General features: G+C 41.5%; 19 protein-coding genes and 1 riboswitch. Of the genes, 2 read left to right on the top strand and 17 right to left on the bottom strand.

All coding sequences use genetic code 11. From position 1 onward, the window contains the following. Nucleotides 1-2 precede the first annotated feature (2 nt). Entirely contained in the window at nucleotides 3-1,532 is a 1,530-nt protein-coding gene (locus MKX73_RS12965) for a flotillin family protein (protein WP_340717800.1), read from the top strand. Nucleotides 1,533-1,611: 79 nt separating this feature from the next. Here the strand turns inward: MKX73_RS12965 and MKX73_RS12960 are convergent, their stop codons facing one another. The 12 genes from MKX73_RS12960 to MKX73_RS12905 form a co-directional block, all read right to left on the bottom strand. Then, the gene (locus MKX73_RS12960; RefSeq protein WP_340717799.1) at nucleotides 1,612-2,682 is read right to left on the bottom strand and encodes a branched-chain amino acid aminotransferase; all 1,071 of its coding nucleotides are present in this window, start codon (nucleotides 2,680-2,682) and stop codon (nucleotides 1,612-1,614) included. Between the two features lie 141 nt (nucleotides 2,683-2,823). Further along, nucleotides 2,824-3,498, bottom strand: coding sequence for a hypothetical protein (locus MKX73_RS12955; RefSeq protein ID WP_340717798.1), 675 nt, complete (start codon nucleotides 3,496-3,498; stop codon nucleotides 2,824-2,826). Then, entirely contained in the window at nucleotides 3,495-3,989 is a 495-nt protein-coding gene (locus MKX73_RS12950) for an ECF transporter S component (protein WP_340717797.1), read from the bottom strand. The genes MKX73_RS12955 and MKX73_RS12950 overlap by 4 nt, the downstream gene beginning before the upstream one ends. Further along, nucleotides 3,976-4,404 carry a bifunctional adenosylcobinamide kinase/adenosylcobinamide-phosphate guanylyltransferase gene (locus MKX73_RS12945; protein ID WP_340717796.1) on the bottom strand — a complete coding sequence of 143 codons (429 nt, stop codon included), beginning with the start codon at nucleotides 4,402-4,404 and terminating at the stop codon, nucleotides 3,976-3,978. The genes MKX73_RS12950 and MKX73_RS12945 overlap by 14 nt, the downstream gene beginning before the upstream one ends. Beyond that, on the bottom strand, nucleotides 4,347-4,952 hold the full coding sequence (locus MKX73_RS12940; RefSeq protein ID WP_340717795.1) for a histidine phosphatase family protein: 606 nt from the start codon (nucleotides 4,950-4,952) through the stop codon (nucleotides 4,347-4,349). Before MKX73_RS12940 ends, MKX73_RS12945 begins: the two co-directional genes overlap by 58 nt. Further along, entirely contained in the window at nucleotides 4,925-5,698 is a 774-nt protein-coding gene (gene cobS, locus MKX73_RS12935; protein ID WP_340717794.1) for an adenosylcobinamide-GDP ribazoletransferase, read from the bottom strand. Before cobS ends, MKX73_RS12940 begins: the two co-directional genes overlap by 28 nt. 12 nt (nucleotides 5,699-5,710) lie before the next feature. Continuing rightward, nucleotides 5,711-6,253 carry a bifunctional adenosylcobinamide kinase/adenosylcobinamide-phosphate guanylyltransferase gene (locus MKX73_RS12930; RefSeq protein WP_340717793.1) on the bottom strand — a complete coding sequence of 181 codons (543 nt, stop codon included), beginning with the start codon at nucleotides 6,251-6,253 and terminating at the stop codon, nucleotides 5,711-5,713. A gap of 67 nt (nucleotides 6,254-6,320) precedes the next feature. After that, entirely contained in the window at nucleotides 6,321-7,274 is a 954-nt protein-coding gene (locus MKX73_RS12925; RefSeq protein WP_340717792.1) for an ABC transporter substrate-binding protein, read from the bottom strand. Continuing rightward, nucleotides 7,264-7,821, bottom strand: coding sequence for a hypothetical protein (locus MKX73_RS12920; RefSeq protein WP_340717791.1), 558 nt, complete (start codon nucleotides 7,819-7,821; stop codon nucleotides 7,264-7,266). Before MKX73_RS12920 ends, MKX73_RS12925 begins: the two co-directional genes overlap by 11 nt. 160 nt (nucleotides 7,822-7,981) lie before the next feature. Then, a riboswitch (cobalamin riboswitch) is annotated at nucleotides 7,982-8,163 on the bottom strand. 62 nt (nucleotides 8,164-8,225) lie between these two features. Then, the gene (locus tag MKX73_RS12915; protein ID WP_340717790.1) at nucleotides 8,226-8,636 is read right to left on the bottom strand and encodes a Fur family transcriptional regulator; all 411 of its coding nucleotides are present in this window, start codon (nucleotides 8,634-8,636) and stop codon (nucleotides 8,226-8,228) included. Further along, nucleotides 8,633-9,499, bottom strand: a complete 867-nt coding sequence (locus MKX73_RS12910) for a metal ABC transporter permease (protein WP_340717789.1) — start codon at nucleotides 9,497-9,499, stop codon at nucleotides 8,633-8,635. The genes MKX73_RS12915 and MKX73_RS12910 overlap by 4 nt, the downstream gene beginning before the upstream one ends. 15 nt (nucleotides 9,500-9,514) lie before the next feature. Then, nucleotides 9,515-10,261, bottom strand: coding sequence for a metal ABC transporter ATP-binding protein (locus MKX73_RS12905; protein WP_340717788.1), 747 nt, complete (start codon nucleotides 10,259-10,261; stop codon nucleotides 9,515-9,517). A 95-nt stretch (nucleotides 10,262-10,356) separates the two neighbouring features. Here MKX73_RS12905 and MKX73_RS12900 point away from each other — a divergent pair, with 95 nt between their 5' ends. Continuing rightward, nucleotides 10,357-10,605 carry an isopropylmalate synthase gene (locus MKX73_RS12900; RefSeq protein WP_340717787.1) on the top strand — a complete coding sequence of 83 codons (249 nt, stop codon included), beginning with the start codon at nucleotides 10,357-10,359 and terminating at the stop codon, nucleotides 10,603-10,605. A gap of 59 nt (nucleotides 10,606-10,664) precedes the next feature. Here MKX73_RS12900 and MKX73_RS12895 read toward each other — a convergent pair whose 3' ends face one another. From MKX73_RS12895 to MKX73_RS12875, 5 genes are all read right to left on the bottom strand, one after another. Further along, entirely contained in the window at nucleotides 10,665-12,872 is a 2,208-nt protein-coding gene (locus tag MKX73_RS12895; RefSeq protein ID WP_340717786.1) for a leucine-rich repeat protein, read from the bottom strand. A 123-nt stretch (nucleotides 12,873-12,995) separates the two neighbouring features. Then, a complete protein-coding gene (locus MKX73_RS12890; RefSeq protein WP_340717785.1) occupies nucleotides 12,996-13,625 on the bottom strand; it encodes a pyroglutamyl-peptidase I in 630 nt (209 codons plus the stop codon). A 13-nt stretch (nucleotides 13,626-13,638) separates the two neighbouring features. After that, nucleotides 13,639-15,057, bottom strand: coding sequence for a D-alanyl-D-alanine carboxypeptidase/D-alanyl-D-alanine endopeptidase (dacB, locus tag MKX73_RS12885; RefSeq protein ID WP_340717784.1), 1,419 nt, complete (start codon nucleotides 15,055-15,057; stop codon nucleotides 13,639-13,641). A gap of 126 nt (nucleotides 15,058-15,183) precedes the next feature. Then, nucleotides 15,184-16,071, bottom strand: a complete 888-nt coding sequence (locus tag MKX73_RS12880) for a deoxyribonuclease IV (protein ID WP_340717783.1) — start codon at nucleotides 16,069-16,071, stop codon at nucleotides 15,184-15,186. A gap of 68 nt (nucleotides 16,072-16,139) precedes the next feature. Beyond that, complete coding sequence (locus MKX73_RS12875; RefSeq protein WP_340717782.1) at nucleotides 16,140-17,450, bottom strand: DEAD/DEAH box helicase; 1,311 nt, start codon at nucleotides 17,448-17,450, stop codon at nucleotides 16,140-16,142. Nucleotides 17,451-17,530 lie beyond the last annotated feature (80 nt).

Genomic DNA, 17,530 nt, shown 5'->3' with positions numbered 1-17,530 from the left:
TTATGTCAGGTATATCAGGAATTTTAATAGCAGTCGGGGTGGTCGTATTTCTAATTGTCGCGCTTGTAGCGGTCTATATTATGAAATATCGTACAGCCGGTCCGGATGAAGCATTAATCGTAACAGGCAGTTATTTAGGAAGCAAAAATGTACATACCGATGATTCAGGAAACCGCATTAAAATTATTCGCGGTGGTGGTACATTTGTATTCCCGGTTTTCCAGCAGGCAAAACCGCTTAGTCTACTTTCAAGTAAACTGGAAGTAACAACTCCGGAAGTCTATACAGAACAAGGTGTTCCTGTTATGGCTGATGGAACAGCAATCATCAAAATCGGTGGTTCAATTTCGGAAATCGCAACGGCTGCCGAGCAATTTTTAGGAAAAGACAAACAGGAACGCGAAAGTGAAGCACGCGAAGTACTGGAAGGTCACTTACGTTCGATTTTAGGTTCGATGACGGTGGAAGAAATTTATAAAAACCGTGATAAGTTCTCTCAGGAAGTACAACGTGTCGCATCCCAGGATTTAGCGAAAATGGGCTTGGTCATTGTATCATTTACAATTAAAGATGTTCGTGATAAAAACGGCTATTTGGATTCTCTAGGTAAGCCACGAATCGCTCAAGTGAAGCGCGATGCCGATATCGCAACGGCTGAAGCTGACAAGGAAACACGTATTAAACGTGCACAGGCAGCTCAGGAAGCGCAACAGGCAGAATTAGAGCGTGCTACTGAAATCGCGGAAGCAGAGAAAAACAATCAGTTAAAAGTAGCTGAATACCGCCGCGAGCAGGACATTGCTAAAGCCCGTGCCGACCAGGCGTACGAACTGGAATCTGCACGTGCGAAACAGGAAGTAACAGAACAGGAAATGCAAGTACAGATCATTGAGCGTCAAAAGCAAATTGAACTGGAAGAAAAAGAAATTCTGCGTCGTGAAAAGCAGTATGATTCAGAAGTTAAGAAAAAGGCTGATGCGGATCGTTACGCGATCGAACAGAACGCGGAAGCACAAAAACGTAAAGAGCTTGCACAGGCTGATGCGGAGAAATACCGTATCGAAACACACGCACAAGCTGAAGCTGAACGAATTCGTCTGGATGGTCTTGCGAAAGCAGATGCTGAGCGTGCACAAGGTACAGCTGAAGCAGAAATTATCCGTCTACGCGGTCTTGCAGAAGCAGAAGCGAAAGAGAAAATTGCTGAAGCGTTCGAACAATACGGTCAGGCAGCTGTCCTTGATATGATTGTGAAAATGTTACCGGAATACGCAAAACAAGTTGCGAGCCCACTTTCTAACATTGATAAGATTACAGTTGTCGATACAGGTGGCGGTACAAATGGCGGTGCCGGTAAAGTAACGGGTTATGCGACTGATTTGATGGCCGGCTTACAGGAAACATTAAAAGCATCTTCCGGTATCGATGTGAAAGAACTTATCGAAACATATGTCGGAAAAAATGCATTTGAAAAATCGGCTATCGCCTCTCGCGAAGACTTTTCACGAGTTGAAGAAGTCCTTGAAAAATAAAATTAATTAATAAACTTTTACACACAAAACACCCTTTTTCTCCCAGAGAAAAAGGGTGTTTTTGGGTTATCTTACAACCTTAAATTTTAACCGTCCAGCCGAATGGATCTTCGACTTTACCGTATTGGATGCCTGTTAATGTATCGTAAAGCATTTGCGTTACTTCACCGATTTCGCCGTTGTTGACAGAAATGATATCATCCAGCCACTTAAGCTCCCCTACAGGTGAAATGACAGCTGCTGTACCTGTACCGAATGCCTCTTCCAATGTGCCGTTTTTAGCCGCTTCCACAACTTCTTCAAAAGCAATGGCACGCTCTTCAATCGGAATATTTTTCGATTTTAATACTTGAATCATTGAATCGCGAGTAATCCCTGGTAGAATACTGCCGTTTAATGCAGGAGTGATTACTTTTCCTGAAATTTTAAAGAAGATGTTCATGCTGCCCACTTCTTCTACGTATTTATTTTCCCTACCGTCCAGCCATAATGTTTGTGAATAGCCTTGCTCGGCAGCAATCTCTGAACCTTTTAAGCTTGACGCATAGTTGCCGGCTGTTTTTGCTTCACCAGTACCGCCAACTACGGCGCGTACATACTGCTGCTCAACTAAAATTTTGACCGGGTTGATGCCTTCTTTATAATAAGAGCCAACTGGTGACATGATGATCATAAATTTATAGCTTTTCGCAGGATTTACACCTAGATAGCTTTCTGTTGCAATAATAAATGGTCGGATATAAAGAGATGTACCTGGGGCTTCCGGAACCCATTCACGATCTACCCGTAGTAATTCTTTTAATGCTTCCAGTGCAAAATCCTCGTCAATCGGTGGAATGCAAAGGCGTGCATTGGAAGAATTTAATCGTTGGAAGTTACGGTCCGGACGGAATAACTGAACTTCACCATCTTCTGTCATATAGGCTTTCAGACCTTCAAATACTGCTTGTCCATAGTGGAATACCATCGCAGCAGGACTTAATGTAATCGGAGCATATGGTGTAATTGTCGCATTATGCCATCCTTTTCCATCTTCGTAATCCATAACAAACATATGGTCAGTAAAAATCTTACCAAAACCAAGCTGTTCTGCAGGTGTTTTTTGTTTTCTATTTGTTGATAACTCAGTTGTAATTTGGTATGTTGTCATAATTTCAGGCTCCTTAACTAATTTAAGTTGATACACTCTATCATACCACGTTATTTTTAGAAAATTTAGTATTTTTTAATTTCAGTCAAAAAATATTTTTTTCCAGCAGTTCCATTAGTTTTCGAGCAAATTTTTCAACAATCATTCTTGGATTTTTACTATTTTCCTAACAGGTGCTGTCATGTTCGTTTTGAATAATTCTACATGCTCTTTTTTCACGGCCGCTAATACCGCACATGATGGACCTGCCGAACCGGTTAAATCGACATCAGCCGTATAATTTTCTCCTGCAAAGCGTTTAATTTCCTCCCCAATTCCTTTAGAACCTGTCGGCCATATTGCCTGGATCATACCACTGACCAGTCCTTCATACAATTCATCCAGCTGTGCGATTTTCTGCGGGTTTTTTATTACATCATTTCCGACTAGCGGTTCGCCGACAACATAGAACTCGCAATGATTCGTATTTCGTTCAAATTGCTTTTTCCCCAGCATCGTGAGAGAAACAGCTGACTGTAACGACTGGAAATTCGTTTCACTCGACCCCATTAAAGGAGGCATCTCCAGCCCCATTTCGAAAAAGGCCTTTTTAAACCCTTGCTCATATTCCGTCCAGACGTCATCACCCGAAAAATTGGCCATTAATAACTGAACCGGTACGGCACCCGCGCAAAGCTGCTCTAAAATAGCGGTACGGGCTGTAAAATAAGCGGTAATTTCATTTGGCACCTGTACCAAATCATGCTCTTTTGTGCCGATACAACCCGAATTATCAATCGATACGACAAGCCCGTTTACTTCAATCGCATTTCTCATACATTAACCCCTGCCTGCTGGACGACCTTTTTCAATACCGGCATAACAATGATCGCTATGAGACAGTTTACAGCTGTCGCGATTGTTAGTGAGGCAATCGAGCCGATGTAAAATGCCGGAGAAATAATAAAATAAAACGGAATCGGTGCAATGACACCATTTGCGACAATTACAAAGATCCATTTTAAAATATGTTGGCCTTTTTGATGCATCATCGCAAAAACCGCAACGATGATAAACATTTCTACTGCAATTAAAAGATGTAAAATGCCGAGCGGAAAACCGGATGTCAAACCTGTCGCGATATGACCGAGTGCTCCTGCCGCGCCGGCAAACACGGGCGGTAAAAAGATTGCGCTTATGAGAGCGGGAGCAGAATCGAGTGCGGCTGTTCCGACAATCCCCACCGGCACTTTAATAAAACTCCCGATCACGCAAATTGACGCAATTAATGCTGTTAAAATAATTAAACGTAATTTAGTTTTGTCCATGAGACTCTCCTTTTAAAATTTGTGGGATGCCGTACCATACACGAATAACTGTCTGTGCCTCATTACAAAGCTTCTGGTATAACCGGCCGCATGTATCCCTTAATTGCCGTGCCTCTTTTTCAAGCGGTACAACGCCGCGGCTCGTATCCGTACAAATACAGAACAGTTCTGCCCGCTCTGCAATTTGCATCAACTGTTCGAAAATCTGCCGGGCAGCCTTTTCTTCCGGTTCATGAAGATATGGTAAAATGATCTGCTCAAAATTACTGATTATGTAGCGCCCGTTTTCATTTATATTTTCCGCTTTCGGCAAATGTCCTTCACATAAAATCCGTTCTTTTGCCGGTAACTGTTCCATTAGTTTTTCTGTATATTTTCGTTTACCGTTATGTGCGCCTCCGAGAATAACGTACATCTCGCACCTCCTATAAGTTCATCTAGCGTATTCCAGCCAAGTGTATAGATCGTGCGATGATTGGCCACTGTTTGCTGAAAGGATTGTTCCTTCATTCCATAAACGGCGAGTAATAACCGAATTACTCCCCCATGTACGATGAACGTATATTCTTTCTGTTCCTTTACAATGCCATGAAAGCCATCCAATACGCGCTGCTTGAATCGGGTAAAGGTTTCTCCGTTTGGTATCGGATTTTTAAGCGGGTCATCAATCCAAGCGCGGTATGTTGCATTATGCTGCAATTGTTCATATGTACACATTTCAAAATCACCAAAATGCAGTTCGCGTAAATCTGGAGAAGCGATAAATTCGGCTTTAGGGAAATAACATTTTGCAGTTTCACGGCATCTCCGCATATCGCTTCCATAAACTTTAGCAGGCTGTAGATCGATCTCCGATACTACTTGTTTCAAGATCGGCTCATCTGTCCAGCCAATATACTTGCGCTCCACATTTGCTTGCGTTTTTTCGTGCCTGATTAAATGAACAGTAATATCGTTAGCCATAGGACTACCTCCAACCCTTCACCGAGTGCACCGAGTAAATCACCTGTTACACCGCCAAAATGTTTCTTTGACCAATTGCGGTAAATTGCAATGGCAATCAGCATGACTACAACTGAAATAAATAAGCTGAAAACGCCAATGTAAAACCAGCACACCAGTGCAAGGACACATTGAACAACGATTAATACAGCAAGCTTATTTTGAATGACGATTCCTTTAAAATAAGCAGCTAGCCCCTTTTCCTTTGCCGGCTTCATCGTTACAAAATATAACAGCATCCCCATTCTCGCTATAAAGGGAATGAAGATTAAAAACGGCCAAATCGCCAATTGCCCATGCAACAGCATTTCGTAAATAACGCCGATTTTTAATACGAGTAAGCAAAAAACACTAATAACCCCAAAAGCGCCTGTACGTGGATCATCTAATATTTCCAGCCGTTTCTCTTTTTCTCCGTAGGAAAAGAACGCATCGCTCATATCAATCCACCCGTCTAAATGCAGCCCCCCGGTCAGGACGATCAACCCGATAACAATCAAAATCGCCAACAGCAGCTCCGAAATTTCACTATAGCGAGATAGTATGAATACACCACTACTAATTATGGATCCGATCAGCAATCCGACAATCGGCAAAAATCCATACATCCATGTAACAGACTTGGCATTCATATCCAGCTGTTTCTTAATCGGCACTGCCGAAAAAAACTGCCACGCTAATAAAAAACCGCTCCAACTATTTTTCAACTTGTTTCCTCCTTACTTCCACCGCTGTACAAGCTGAAATTGTACTTCATATGCTTCATCACTATTTTGGACAATCCATTGATGTAACTCACCCAACAATTTACGATATAAATTTACCTCATCATATTGTGAAGGCAATTCATCCAGCACTTCATTTGATACAACTATTATTGTAGCACCTTGCTTCCGCCAAGTTAGCAATTGCTTTTGCAGCGATTCGATACAATTATCGATAAATTCGCTATTTTCATTTTTTTGTTCATATGTATACAGTACATTCGAAAGCCATGTTGTCACACATTCAAAAAGCACAACTGCCTCGTTGGAAAGCTGTCCAATCGCTACCGGAACTTTGACTTGCATTTCCACTGTGTTCCAGTTGATGTTCTGAGTTTCACGGTCCTGCTGATGGCGGATTATCCGTTTTTTCATTTCATCATCAAAGGATACGCCTGTCGCGACATAGTAGAGCGTCTTTTTCTCACCTAATTGCCTTGCATATTTCTCTGCAAAAGCACTTTTACCGCTGCGTACACCACCGGTTATAAAAATCAATGGTATCCCTCCTTAAACATTGTAAAAAGAACATGCCTAAACTAAGGCATGCCCTTCTATTCTATACTTATTTAAACAGTTCCGGATATACTGATTGTGCCATAATTTCAACTGCTTCACCAATACGCGGTCCAGGACGGGACATAATATCTCCATCGACTAAATAAACTGCCTGTTCTGTGACTGCCTGTATTTTATCCCAGCCTGTCCGTCCTAGAATCTCATCAATTGCATTTTCCATATATGTTGCTGGCGTAATAATAATTTCTGGATTACGAGTGATGACATCTTCTTCCGTTACACTAATCCAGCTCGACTGATCAGCAAAAATATTTTCAACATTCGCATGGTTCATTATTTCCTGCTGGAACGTGCTGCTACCGGTAGTCCAAAGAGCCGGAGCTGGTGACACTTCATAATATGCTTTTTTCTTCGTATCAAGTGTCGCTGTTTTTTCCTGTACTGTATCAATTTGTTCCTTAATGTCGGCTACAACTTCTTCCCCTTTATGTTCGACACCCATTACTTCCGACAGCTGGATAATATCCGAATACACATCATCAAATGTCTCCGCAGAAGCAATTACAAACACTTTAAGACCTGCATCCTCCAATTGGGTAATTTGTGCTTCCTCCCCGATTGTATACGCTACAACTACATCCGGATCTAATTCCAGAATTCGCTCTGCATTGATGACTGTAGAAGTCGACACTCGTTCAATTTTTTGTGCTGCTTCCGGATATGTATCATATTCTGTTGCGCCGATAATTTGTTCTCCGACACCCAGCTCAAACAAAATCTCTGTATTGCTTGGTTGCAGAGAAATAATTGTTTCCGGTACTTCATCGAATGTCACTTCAACACCACGGTCATCTATAACCGTGTAGGGTACTCCATTATTTTTCGATTCAGCATGCTCTTCTTTTTCTGCTTTGCCACCTGTTTTTTCCTCATCTGATCCACATGCTGCCAGTAATAATGTTGCTGCTAAAGCAACGACCCATTTATTATTAAATTTCATTTGTTGTAACTCCTTTTTTCTTTTTCGATGGATAGGATTTTGAGATAAATGGAATTTCCTCTTGTTGATGCTGCTGATTCATATAGACCGCCATGACAAAAAATACATTAGCAAGCAGCCCGAGAAAATCAAACAGAATTTCATCCACTTCTCTTTCCTCGCTCACTTTATGTAATGCCCTGTAAGACTTTTTCGCCTCACTGCGGCAAATATGCAGTCTTGCTGCACTTTCGATTCCTTGTGGCAGTACAAACTGCTGAATCGCTTCTCCAACTTCACTTACATAAAAATCGTATCGGTCGCTTAGCCATTGCAAATCCTCAGATGTAATGGCCAATTTGCCGCGGACCGAACCATTTGCATGATAGGCTAGCGGTTGAATCCTCCTTAAATCTTTCAACACAAGCTGACCGGATTCATCATCGACTAACGTTGGAAAGACCGAACCGATACGGGTTGTTAAAGAATCGGTACGGATTTCGTAGTCGACACAGCTTGATTTTTCCCGCATGAACGGATAGCAGGAAAAACGGATATCCTTTTTCATAAAATTCTCCTCACTTCATGTAATGCCTCACCGAAATTACCGGGTGTACGAAAAAAAGCCACCCATAGAAAATGGATGGCTTCAAAAATCAAACAATAATGCATAATAATGCTTATTCAATCAGTGACTGCCGTACATTCTCTTTAATTCCGAAGAGGGATGTTACGATAAGAAAAAGATTGGTCTCCTGGCTCTGCGTTTCACTTTACTCATAAGTACCTTCCCGCTATTTTAGCAGTGGTATTACACTTATTTTCATCTACGCTTACAGTTACGGATATAGCTTCGGATTTGCACCGAATTCCCATTTATGCATCATGCATCTTTTTCCTGCAAATTTATTCAATTTGTCTTAATCACTTTAGCATAATAAAAAAATTATGCAAATATATATTTTCAGTTTACTATAAACATTCCGGACATTTGCCGTAAATCTCAAACTTATGGGCTTCAACAGCATAGCCCGGCAGTTTTTCACCGAGCATTTCCATCGGGCAAACAGACAGTTCCTTTACATTTCCGCAATCACGGCAAATAAAGTGGTGGTGATGGTGATCCGACTCACAATGCATACGGAAATTACGCTCACCGTTCAATTCTGTCTCTTCTAAAATATCAAGCTCCACAAAAGTAGCCAAGTTACGGTAAATTGTATCAAAACTCATTCCGGGGAAATCTTTTTTCAATACTGATAACAGATCACGGGCAGTCAAATATTTGTCTGTAGCTGCAAACATATCCAAAATCAACTCTCGTTTATCCGTCTTTTTATAGCCATTGTCCTTTAATATTTCCCACGCGCGCTCTGCATTCACAGTACTTCTTCCCCTTCCGTCTTAATTGAAAATTTCAATACAAGTTTTTTAATCAGAATTACAAGCAGCAAGATCAAAATCGATGTGACAACAATTGTTCCGCCCGGTGCCAAGTTCAGGTAAAAGGCAGAAATGAGTCCGATCACTACCGCAAGCTCTCCAAATACAATCGCTAAAATGATCGCTTCTTTAAATCCGCGAGCCAAACGCATCGCTGCAGCTACCGGTAATGTCATTAAGCTTGAAACAAGCAGAATGCCGACAATCCGCATACTTGCTGCGATTACGAGTGCAACAACAATCATAAATAATAGATGAATCCATTTCGCGGGCAGACCGCTCGCCTTCGCATATTCTTCGTCGAATGACAATACGAAAAGCTCCTTGAAAAACAGGATTAAAAATAATACGACTACGACCGCAATTGCCAGTACAACATATAGATCCTGGCGTGATACAGCAGATACCGAGCCGAATAAATAGCTCATCAGATCCGTACTAAATCCGCTTGCAAGTGAAATAAAAATCGCACTCACACCGATCCCGCCGGACATAATGATCGGAATCGCAAGCTCTTCATAATGTTTATACAGTCTGCGTAATCGTTCAATTAAAATCGAACCGCTCACTGATGCGATAATCCCTAAATAAATCGGGTTCAGCAATGCCAGCGCTGCAAATGATTGACTCAAGTACAGACTCCCGGCAATCCCCGCCAGTGTGACATGCGACAGTGCATCCGCAATGAGCGATAAACGTCTTACTACGATAAATACACCTAGTAGTGGTGCAATTATGCCAATAACAAGCCCTGAAAAAAAGGCGTTTTGTAAAAATTCATAGTTTAATATAGCTTCAATCATAACGGCCTGCTCCTCTTAATGTATCTTTCGAACAGAGTGGCCGTTCCAGCTAGCAATCTGTTCTTCCGAAATCGTATCAAAATCATTTTTGTATCCGTGGAAATGGATGGACTGATTTAAGCATGCGACATGACTGACACGATCCGAAACCGTATCCACATCATGTGTCACTAAAATCATTGTCATATTGTGATGCTTATTCAAATGTGCGAGCATATCATAGAATGCCTGCACATTTTCGCGGTCAATGCCGACTGTCGGTTCATCCAAAATAAGGAGCTTTGGATCGGCCACTAAAGCACGTGCGATGAACACACGCTGCTGCTGCCCGCCTGAAAGCTGTCCAATATTCCGTTTCAGAAATTTCTCCATGCCGACATCTTTTAGAGCACCTTTCACTAAAAAGTCCGCATCTTTTGGATAGCGTTTAAAGAGCCCGACCTTTTGCGATAAACCGCTTTTCACGACTTCTTCGACCGTGGCAGGAAACCCCGAGTTAAAGGCATTGGATTTTTGCGAAACATAGCCGATCCATTCGCGGTGTTTAAAATGGTTTGCCTGTTGGCCAAATAATTTGATTTCCCCAGACACGGGCTTCAACAGGCCTAAAATTAATTTCAAAAGTGTCGATTTACCGGAACCGTTTTGTCCGATCAATGCCAAAAAGTCGCCTTCATTGACACGCAGCGAAATATTTTTCAATGCTTGTGTGTATTCATATTGAAAGGAGACATCCTTCAATTCAATCAATGGTTTTTTCATTTCGTTCGCTTCTTTCTAATTCAAAATCATTACGATTTACATCATGTTAGTATAATGCAGTTTTTTGTTCATGTAAAGGGAATAAGCTTGAAAGGATGAAGACAATTCAGGTACTGCAATGGTTTGAGAACTTAAAAGGAATGAATGACAGCGAGTTAAAGGATTTTGCAAAACAGCAGGGGCTGGAACTGAGCCTCGAAGAAGTTCAGAAGCTGCAGAAAATTTTGAGGCATGCCAATATCAGCTGGGCTCTTACCGGCATTCCTAAAGAAGTGCAAAAAAAAGTGCATAAGCTGCTTGGGGATAAACGCTACAAAAAATTGATGAAACTCGTCGGAATGTAGTTCAAGATCGTTTCTGTAAAAAAAATCAGCCGTAACCCGGCTGATTTTTTGTTTTATTCTTATTGTTTATTTTCCATTACTTTCAATGTTTTATCCAGCATTCCTACAAACTGACCGCGTGTAACAGCGCCGTTCGGATTAAATTGACCGTTACTTCCCCCCACAATATTAAGGTCGGCAAGTGCAGCAATATAATCATGCGCCCAGTAGGTACGCGGAACGTCTGGGAAATTTTTTTGGCCGCCGGGAGTAAAGTTTGATGCCAGCACCAAAATTTTTGCCATTTGACCGCGCGTCAATGTTTCATTCGGTCGAAATAGACCATCTGAACCGTGAATTACCCCAGCTTGTTGCAACTTGGAAATAGCCTCCTGGTTTGGATGATTTGATGTTACATCCTTAAACTCAACAGGTGCCAGAGCCGGTTTCAAGTCATACACCTTCACTAAAATACTCGCCACATGTTTGCGCTGCATCGGAGCATTCGGACGGAATGTACCGTCGGGATAACCGGATATAATTCCTCTTGCCACAAAATCGGCAATTGTATCTTTGGCCCAGTGGTTTTCTGTATCCGAAAATGAGCGATTGGATGGAACAGGCTTTTCCGTTACAGGTTGTTCCCCATTTGGAATCTCTTGTTTCTCATCAACCGGTACATCAATATCCCCTTCATAAACGACAGGCTCTTTCCCCTTCCACGTTACATATAAAATTCCAGGCTCGGAATTGACCTTATCCCAATTTGACCAAATCTCCTTGAAATTTTTATCCACATACACATTATCCAACTTTTCCATCACATTATAGTATTTCATTTCATAAATTCTTCTCGTTGCCGTATAAGATAATACTTTCGTAGAAGATCCTTGTAATATAATCGCCTGCAGCGGATTCTCTGCGATCACATTAAATGGCAGGTTTTTCACTTCGCCCGGTACTTTTAAGACGGTCAGCTTATTTTCTATAAATGCCCCATCGCCAATTGACTGAAGACCGGCCGGCAGAGCGACATCCTCCAATACATTATAGGTGAATGCAAAATCCCCAATCGATTCGACCGATGACGGTAAAATTAATCTGCGTAATTTGTTATAAGCAAAAGCCTCTGCTCCAATTGAATCCAACTGTTTCGGTAATGTCAGGGATGAAATCTCGTTCCCGCGAAATGCGCCTGCCGCAATATCTTTTACATTGCTGCCGACTGTTACGTCCGTCAGACTATTGTTTTCAAATGCATACTTGCCGATTGATGCAACAGTAGATGGAATGGTTACAGCCTTTAATCTGTTCCCCTGAAAAGCAGCTTTCCCGATACTTTTCAGTTTTGCCGGCAATTTTAAATTCTTTCCTTTATTCGTAATGAAGTTATCCTTAAATGCATAATCTCCAATTACTTCTAAATCACGCGGTAATGTAAAATCCCGATTATTATTGTCGTAATATACTCCTGACAGGGCATGGTCCCCAATAACACGAATCGTTTCCGGCAGCACTACTTCTTTAAAAAATTGTGGTGAATAGCCTGTATCATGACCTAGTACGCTGCTCTCATGGGCAAATGCATAATCGCCGATCTCTGTCACAGGGAATCCGCCTATTTGACTTGGTACAGTTATTTTCGTTTGGGCTTTTTTAAATGCATGTCCCGTTATTCGAATTTCTGTTTTTCCATTACGCGAAAACTTTTCGTAAAGAAAGTTCCCTGATTTTTTACTTTCAGATTTTTCAAATGAAGGCGGTACTGAATAGGTTTTAATTGGATTGCCCTTCACGATATTGCCGCCTATTTTTTTCACAGACTTCGGAACAGCAATTGTTGTCAGATCATTGCTGGCGAATGCCATGTACCCGATCTCCTCCAGTCCTTCCGGCAGGGAAATTTTCTCAATCATATGGTTAGCAAGTGCTCGATCGCCTATCCGCTTAAGTGTTTTCGGTAATTTTATATCAGTAATGAAGAGATCTTTATAGCCCGGCAGATCCCATTCGGAATATGTCCCATCGGAAGCATAATCTGATCGATCCATATAAAGTGCTTGATCGACTAACTCAACAACGGGCAGCCCTTCAATTTTTTCAGGAATAACAATGCTGTTTTTATGTGTCGTCAATCCCGTAATATGTACCTCTTGTTTACCATTTTCAAGTGTAACAATTTTATATGTGACATCGCCAAAAGACTTTTGTTCTGATGCTTGAACCGAATTTGTCGTAATCATCAGAACGAACAGTGTGATCATTAATGTAAATAGTGCTTTTTTCAACGTGTATCGCTCCTTTTCTTTTGTTTAGCAACGTACAGACGGAAAAAGTAAGGAAAAGTTTCAAAAAAAAAAAGCAACAAATAAATTGTTGCTTCCTTCATACATGTGTATTCATTTAAAATATTATACTTTCCCTGCCAGCTCCACATTTTTAACACATACCTCGAGTGCGAGTTCAATGGCGGCTGTCAAATCGCGCATAGACCAGCCGGGAATTCGGCCGTGCTCGATCGCCAGCTCGAATGATGCAGGAATATGGATGAAACCTGCAGCACGGATTGCTTCATTCTTTGCAGCATAGTATAAGCCTTCATACATAATATTATTGCATAAATACGTACCTGCCGAATTCGATATTGCTGTCGGATAACCTGCTGAATTCAAGCGGTTGACAATTTTCCGGATCGGCAATGTCGACAAATATGCCACATCCCCGTCCTCTTTAATCGGTGCATCTTCAAATGCATTTCCCGCATTGTCCTTTTCCCCGTCTTTTACATTCAATGCAACGCGTTCCGGAGAAATTTTCGTGATTCCTGCCGCCAATCCTAATGAAACGATCATCGTCGGCTTTACTTCTTCAACCAGTGCCATAAACTGTTCCGGTGCTTTTGCAAAATCCACAGATAATACATGGCCGACAATTTCGAACTGACCGACTGATTTTCCGTTTAAGGCCTGCACGATTTCCATTGTAGGGTTGATCGGATTTGCTAAAAACGGTTCAAATCCTGTTAATAATAATTTCTCCATCTGTTTTGCCCCTCTATAAGTTTTTTACAAGTGCTGCCATTGCACGGTCGATATATACTGTCCCACTCGATTTATTTTCCAGTAAAATCGAGAAAATATATTGCTTACCGCTTTGGCCTTTCATATATCCTGATAACGTATATACATTTGGGATATAGCCCGTTTTTGCAAAAATTCTATTATGCAGCGCACTGTTTGTTAAACGGCTTTTTAATGTTCCGCCGACCATTCGCTCTTTATTGCCGGCGACTGGCAACGAATCAAAAAATGTATCGAAATACGGTTCTTTTTGTACTTTGAATAAAAGCTGTGAAAGACCGTTCGATGTGACACGGTTTGAATTGGACAGCCCCGATCCATCTGCAAAACGCCAGTTTGTAACAGGAATATTGAGTGATGCACTGTATTTCTTCAGTAATGTGACACCTTTATTTGTACTGCCTTCGCCAAGTTCCTCTTTACCCATCGCTTTTACAAGAATATCGGCAATACTGTTATTGCTCAGCTTCATGAATGCTGGGAAAATGGCTGCCAATGTACGTGATTCATTTGTATAGAGCAATGTTGCCTTATTCGGAACTTTGCCTAATTCCACTTTCGAACTCTTCACAAATTTAAGACCAGTCCCTTGCAGCGTCTGTTTAATCGCCTGCATTGTATTTTTCGACGGGTCCTGCAATGTTACCCATTCCTTCTTGCTGCTCCCTTGTGGAAGATTCCCGGAAATAACGATGCGGTTCGTGTTGTAGGCACGCTTGATCGCTATCGTATTACGACTTCCTTTTTTCACTGTTTTGGCCTGATTGGATATGACCATACCGCTTAAATTCGGCTCGATCGAATAGCTCGGTTTGGCCCCGACTTTACCTGGCTTGGCTGTAATAATGACCGTACTTGCATCAAAGTCATTGTTTTGTGACATTGTGATTGCAGAAGTACGTGCCCCGAAGTAATACGTCTCATCGGACTTTAGAACACCCGGTGGTAATGTACTGCCGGAAAATGCAGTATCGTCCCCGATCAAGTGACCGTTGATCGTGCGTATCCCATTACGCTTCAATACTTTGGCAAATTCCAAAAAGTCGTCTTTTTTCAACGTCGGATCGCCGCTGCCCTTTATGTACACATTTCCATTCAACGTATCGTTGACAATAATACCGTCGATATATAAATCCGTTTTAAAACGGTAGTCCTCACCTAAAATCGACAAAGCGGCAGCACCAGACACTAATTTCATATTCGAAGCCGGTCGCATCAGCTTGTCCCCGTTTTGCGAATAGACGATTTTTCCGCTTTCCGCGTCACGTATCGTCACCGCGGCATTACTTTTCCCTAAATGTGTTGTTATTGCACCATTGACCGATGCGAAACTTTGAATAGGCAACGTAAAGAATAGTGCAAATAAAATGACGAGCTGGAATATTTTCTTCACCAACAGATTCCTCCTTTTGAATATTGCTAATTTACAGTTAACTTTATTATAACAAATTATGTCATAAAAAACGCAAAAAAACATACTTTGCATCAAATTTATGCCAAGTATGTTTTCTTCTTATTATTATTCGCGTAATGCATCAATTAATGCTGGCTGGAATTCACTATTGCGAAGCATCGCAATTTCGTGTAAATACGGCGCTTTTTTGTTTTTTGCATCCGGGCCGACAAATGGTGTTTCCAATATTTTCGGTAAATGCATTAACTGTGGATGATGGACAATATAGTGCATCGCCTCAAAACCGATTTCGCCAAAACCGATATTTTCATGTCGGTCTTTACCAGCACCACACACATTTTTCGAATCATTGATATGCAGTACTTTTAAACGGTCCAACCCGATAATTTTGTCGAATTCATTTAACACACCGTCAAAGTCATTCACAACATCGTAGCCGGCATCATGAATATGGCAAGTGTCCATACAAATTGACAGGCGTTCATTGTTTGTCACGCCATCGATAATACGTGCCAATTCTTCAAATGTACGACCGATTTCAGTACCTTTGCCTGCCATTGTTTCAAGTGCAATCTGTACAGGGTAGTCCTGTGTCAGCACTTCATTTAGTCCTTCTACAATCCGTTCAATACCCGCATCAACGCCTGCACCGACATGGGCACCGGGGTGCAGCACGATCTGTGTAGCTTCCAATGCAGCGGTACGTTTAATCTCTTCCTGCAAAAAGTTTACGCCAAGCTCAAAAGTTTCCGGCTTTGTCGTATTCCCTAAATTAATAATGTAAGGTGCATGAACAACAATATTGGAAAGGCCGTTCTCTTTCATATGGAGCAGGCCCTTCATAATATTTAAATCTTCAATCGGTTTTCTGCGCGTATTTTGGGGTGCACCTGTATAGATCATAAAAGTATTGGCACCATAGCTTAATGCTTCTTCACTGGCACCTAGCAGCATTTTCTTTCCGCTCATTGAAACATGTGAACCTAATAACATTTTACTTTCCTCCATTTAACGAACAAACAGGCTGCGTAGAAATATCTTCTATGCAGCCCTTTGCAAAATTATCTATTATTGCGGCGCGCTTTAATTCGGCGTTCGCGTTTTTTCACTTTTTCCATTTCCCATTTCATATTACGTTTATAGCCTGGTTTAACTTTCTTCGGCTTACGTACTAGGGCTTTGGCTTTTGCGTCGATTTCATCTTCTTTACGCTCACCTTTACGGTTTGCACGCTGGTGACGGTCTTTTAAATCTGACCATTCGCCATTTTTAATATCTTTTTGTACAAATGGAATGCCCATTTTTTCGATGCGTACAACTGCATCTTCATCTTCCGGCTGGTACAGTGTAATCGCTGTTCCTTTTGAACCGGCACGTGCTGTACGGCCAACACGGTGAATGAAGAACTCCAGATCTTCCGGAATTTCGTAGTTGATGACATGCGAAATCCCTTGAATATCAATACCACGCGCAGCTAAATCTGTTGCTACAATATATTGGAACTCAAGATCACGTACTTGCTTCATCATTTTTTTACGGTCACGAGGACTTAAATCGCCGTGGATTTGTCCTGCACGGATACCTTGTTCTGCTAAAAAGCCTGCTACAGCTTCTGCATTTTTACGTGTGTTACAGAAAATAACGGCAAGGAATGGATTGATTCCTTTAATTACTTCAAGTAACCGTGTATTGCGCGCTTTCGAACGTACAGGTACTAATACAAAATCAATGCCTTCCGCTACCGGGCGCTTGTCATTCATATGAATATGGACTGGTGAATCCATGTATTTCTTTAAAAATGGTTTTAATTTTTCCGGAATTGTCGCTGAGAACACGAACATTTCAAGCTTTTCAGGCATATGCGATGCAAAGCCGTCAATATCTTCAATGAAGCCCATGTCGAATGCCAGATCTGCTTCATCGACAACTAAAATCGGTGCCGTGTGCACGAGCAATGCATTTTCTTTTACTAAATCTTTAATACGGCCAGGTGTACCTACAACGATTTGCGGCTGTGTTTTTAAACGGTCGATTGAACGCTGTTTGTCCGTACCACCGATAAATAGTTTAGCTGAAATTTCTGTTCCTTCAATCAACTGGTTTAATGCATCAAAAATCTGTTGTGCCAGCTCACGTGTCGGCGAAGTAATGACCGCCTGCACTTCTTGCTTTTCTTCTGCGATACGCTCCACGATTGGCAATAAAAAACTATGTGTTTTCCCTGTACCTGTATGAGCTTGTCCGATTGCACTCTTTCCTTTTAATACGAGTGGAATCATTTCTTTTTGAATGGGTGTCGGTTCTGTAAATCCAAGCTTTGCAATGGCGTCCTGCAAAAATGGCTTGAATTGATAATCAGTATATTTTGACATTCACGTACCTCCTTACATCTTTCCTATTGTACTATAATTCGTACATTTAAGTGACCATCTGCATATCATAACGGTAAATA

The organism is Solibacillus sp. FSL W7-1436, assembly GCF_038007305.1.
Classification (GTDB): domain Bacteria; phylum Bacillota; class Bacilli; order Bacillales_A; family Planococcaceae; genus Solibacillus.
This window is presented reverse-complemented; position numbering and strand designations above follow the sequence as displayed.

What these genes read in the sequence shown, in the direction of transcription:
- MKX73_RS12965 (WP_340717800.1), top strand. Translation starts at nt 3, where the DNA reads ATGTCAGGTATATCAGGAATTTTAATAGCAGTCGGGGTGGTCGTATTT.
- MKX73_RS12960 (WP_340717799.1), bottom strand. Translation starts at nt 2,682, where the DNA reads ATGACAACATACCAAATTACAACTGAGTTATCAACAAATAGAAAACAA.
- MKX73_RS12955 (WP_340717798.1), bottom strand. Translation starts at nt 3,498, where the DNA reads ATGAGAAATGCGATTGAAGTAAACGGGCTTGTCGTATCGATTGATAAT.
- MKX73_RS12950 (WP_340717797.1), bottom strand. Translation starts at nt 3,989, where the DNA reads ATGGACAAAACTAAATTACGTTTAATTATTTTAACAGCATTAATTGCG.
- MKX73_RS12945 (WP_340717796.1), bottom strand. Translation starts at nt 4,404, where the DNA reads ATGTACGTTATTCTCGGAGGCGCACATAACGGTAAACGAAAATATACA.
- MKX73_RS12940 (WP_340717795.1), bottom strand. Translation starts at nt 4,952, where the DNA reads ATGGCTAACGATATTACTGTTCATTTAATCAGGCACGAAAAAACGCAA.
- MKX73_RS12925 (WP_340717792.1), bottom strand. Translation starts at nt 7,274, where the DNA reads ATGAAATTTAATAATAAATGGGTCGTTGCTTTAGCAGCAACATTATTA.
- MKX73_RS12920 (WP_340717791.1), bottom strand. Translation starts at nt 7,821, where the DNA reads ATGAAAAAGGATATCCGTTTTTCCTGCTATCCGTTCATGCGGGAAAAA.
- MKX73_RS12910 (WP_340717789.1), bottom strand. Translation starts at nt 9,499, where the DNA reads ATGATTGAAGCTATATTAAACTATGAATTTTTACAAAACGCCTTTTTT.
- MKX73_RS12905 (WP_340717788.1), bottom strand. Translation starts at nt 10,261, where the DNA reads ATGAAAAAACCATTGATTGAATTGAAGGATGTCTCCTTTCAATATGAA.
- MKX73_RS12900 (WP_340717787.1), top strand. Translation starts at nt 10,357, where the DNA reads ATGAAGACAATTCAGGTACTGCAATGGTTTGAGAACTTAAAAGGAATG.
- MKX73_RS12890 (WP_340717785.1), bottom strand. Translation starts at nt 13,625, where the DNA reads ATGGAGAAATTATTATTAACAGGATTTGAACCGTTTTTAGCAAATCCG.
- MKX73_RS12880 (WP_340717783.1), bottom strand. Translation starts at nt 16,071, where the DNA reads ATGTTATTAGGTTCACATGTTTCAATGAGCGGAAAGAAAATGCTGCTA.
- MKX73_RS12875 (WP_340717782.1), bottom strand. Translation starts at nt 17,450, where the DNA reads ATGTCAAAATATACTGATTATCAATTCAAGCCATTTTTGCAGGACGCC.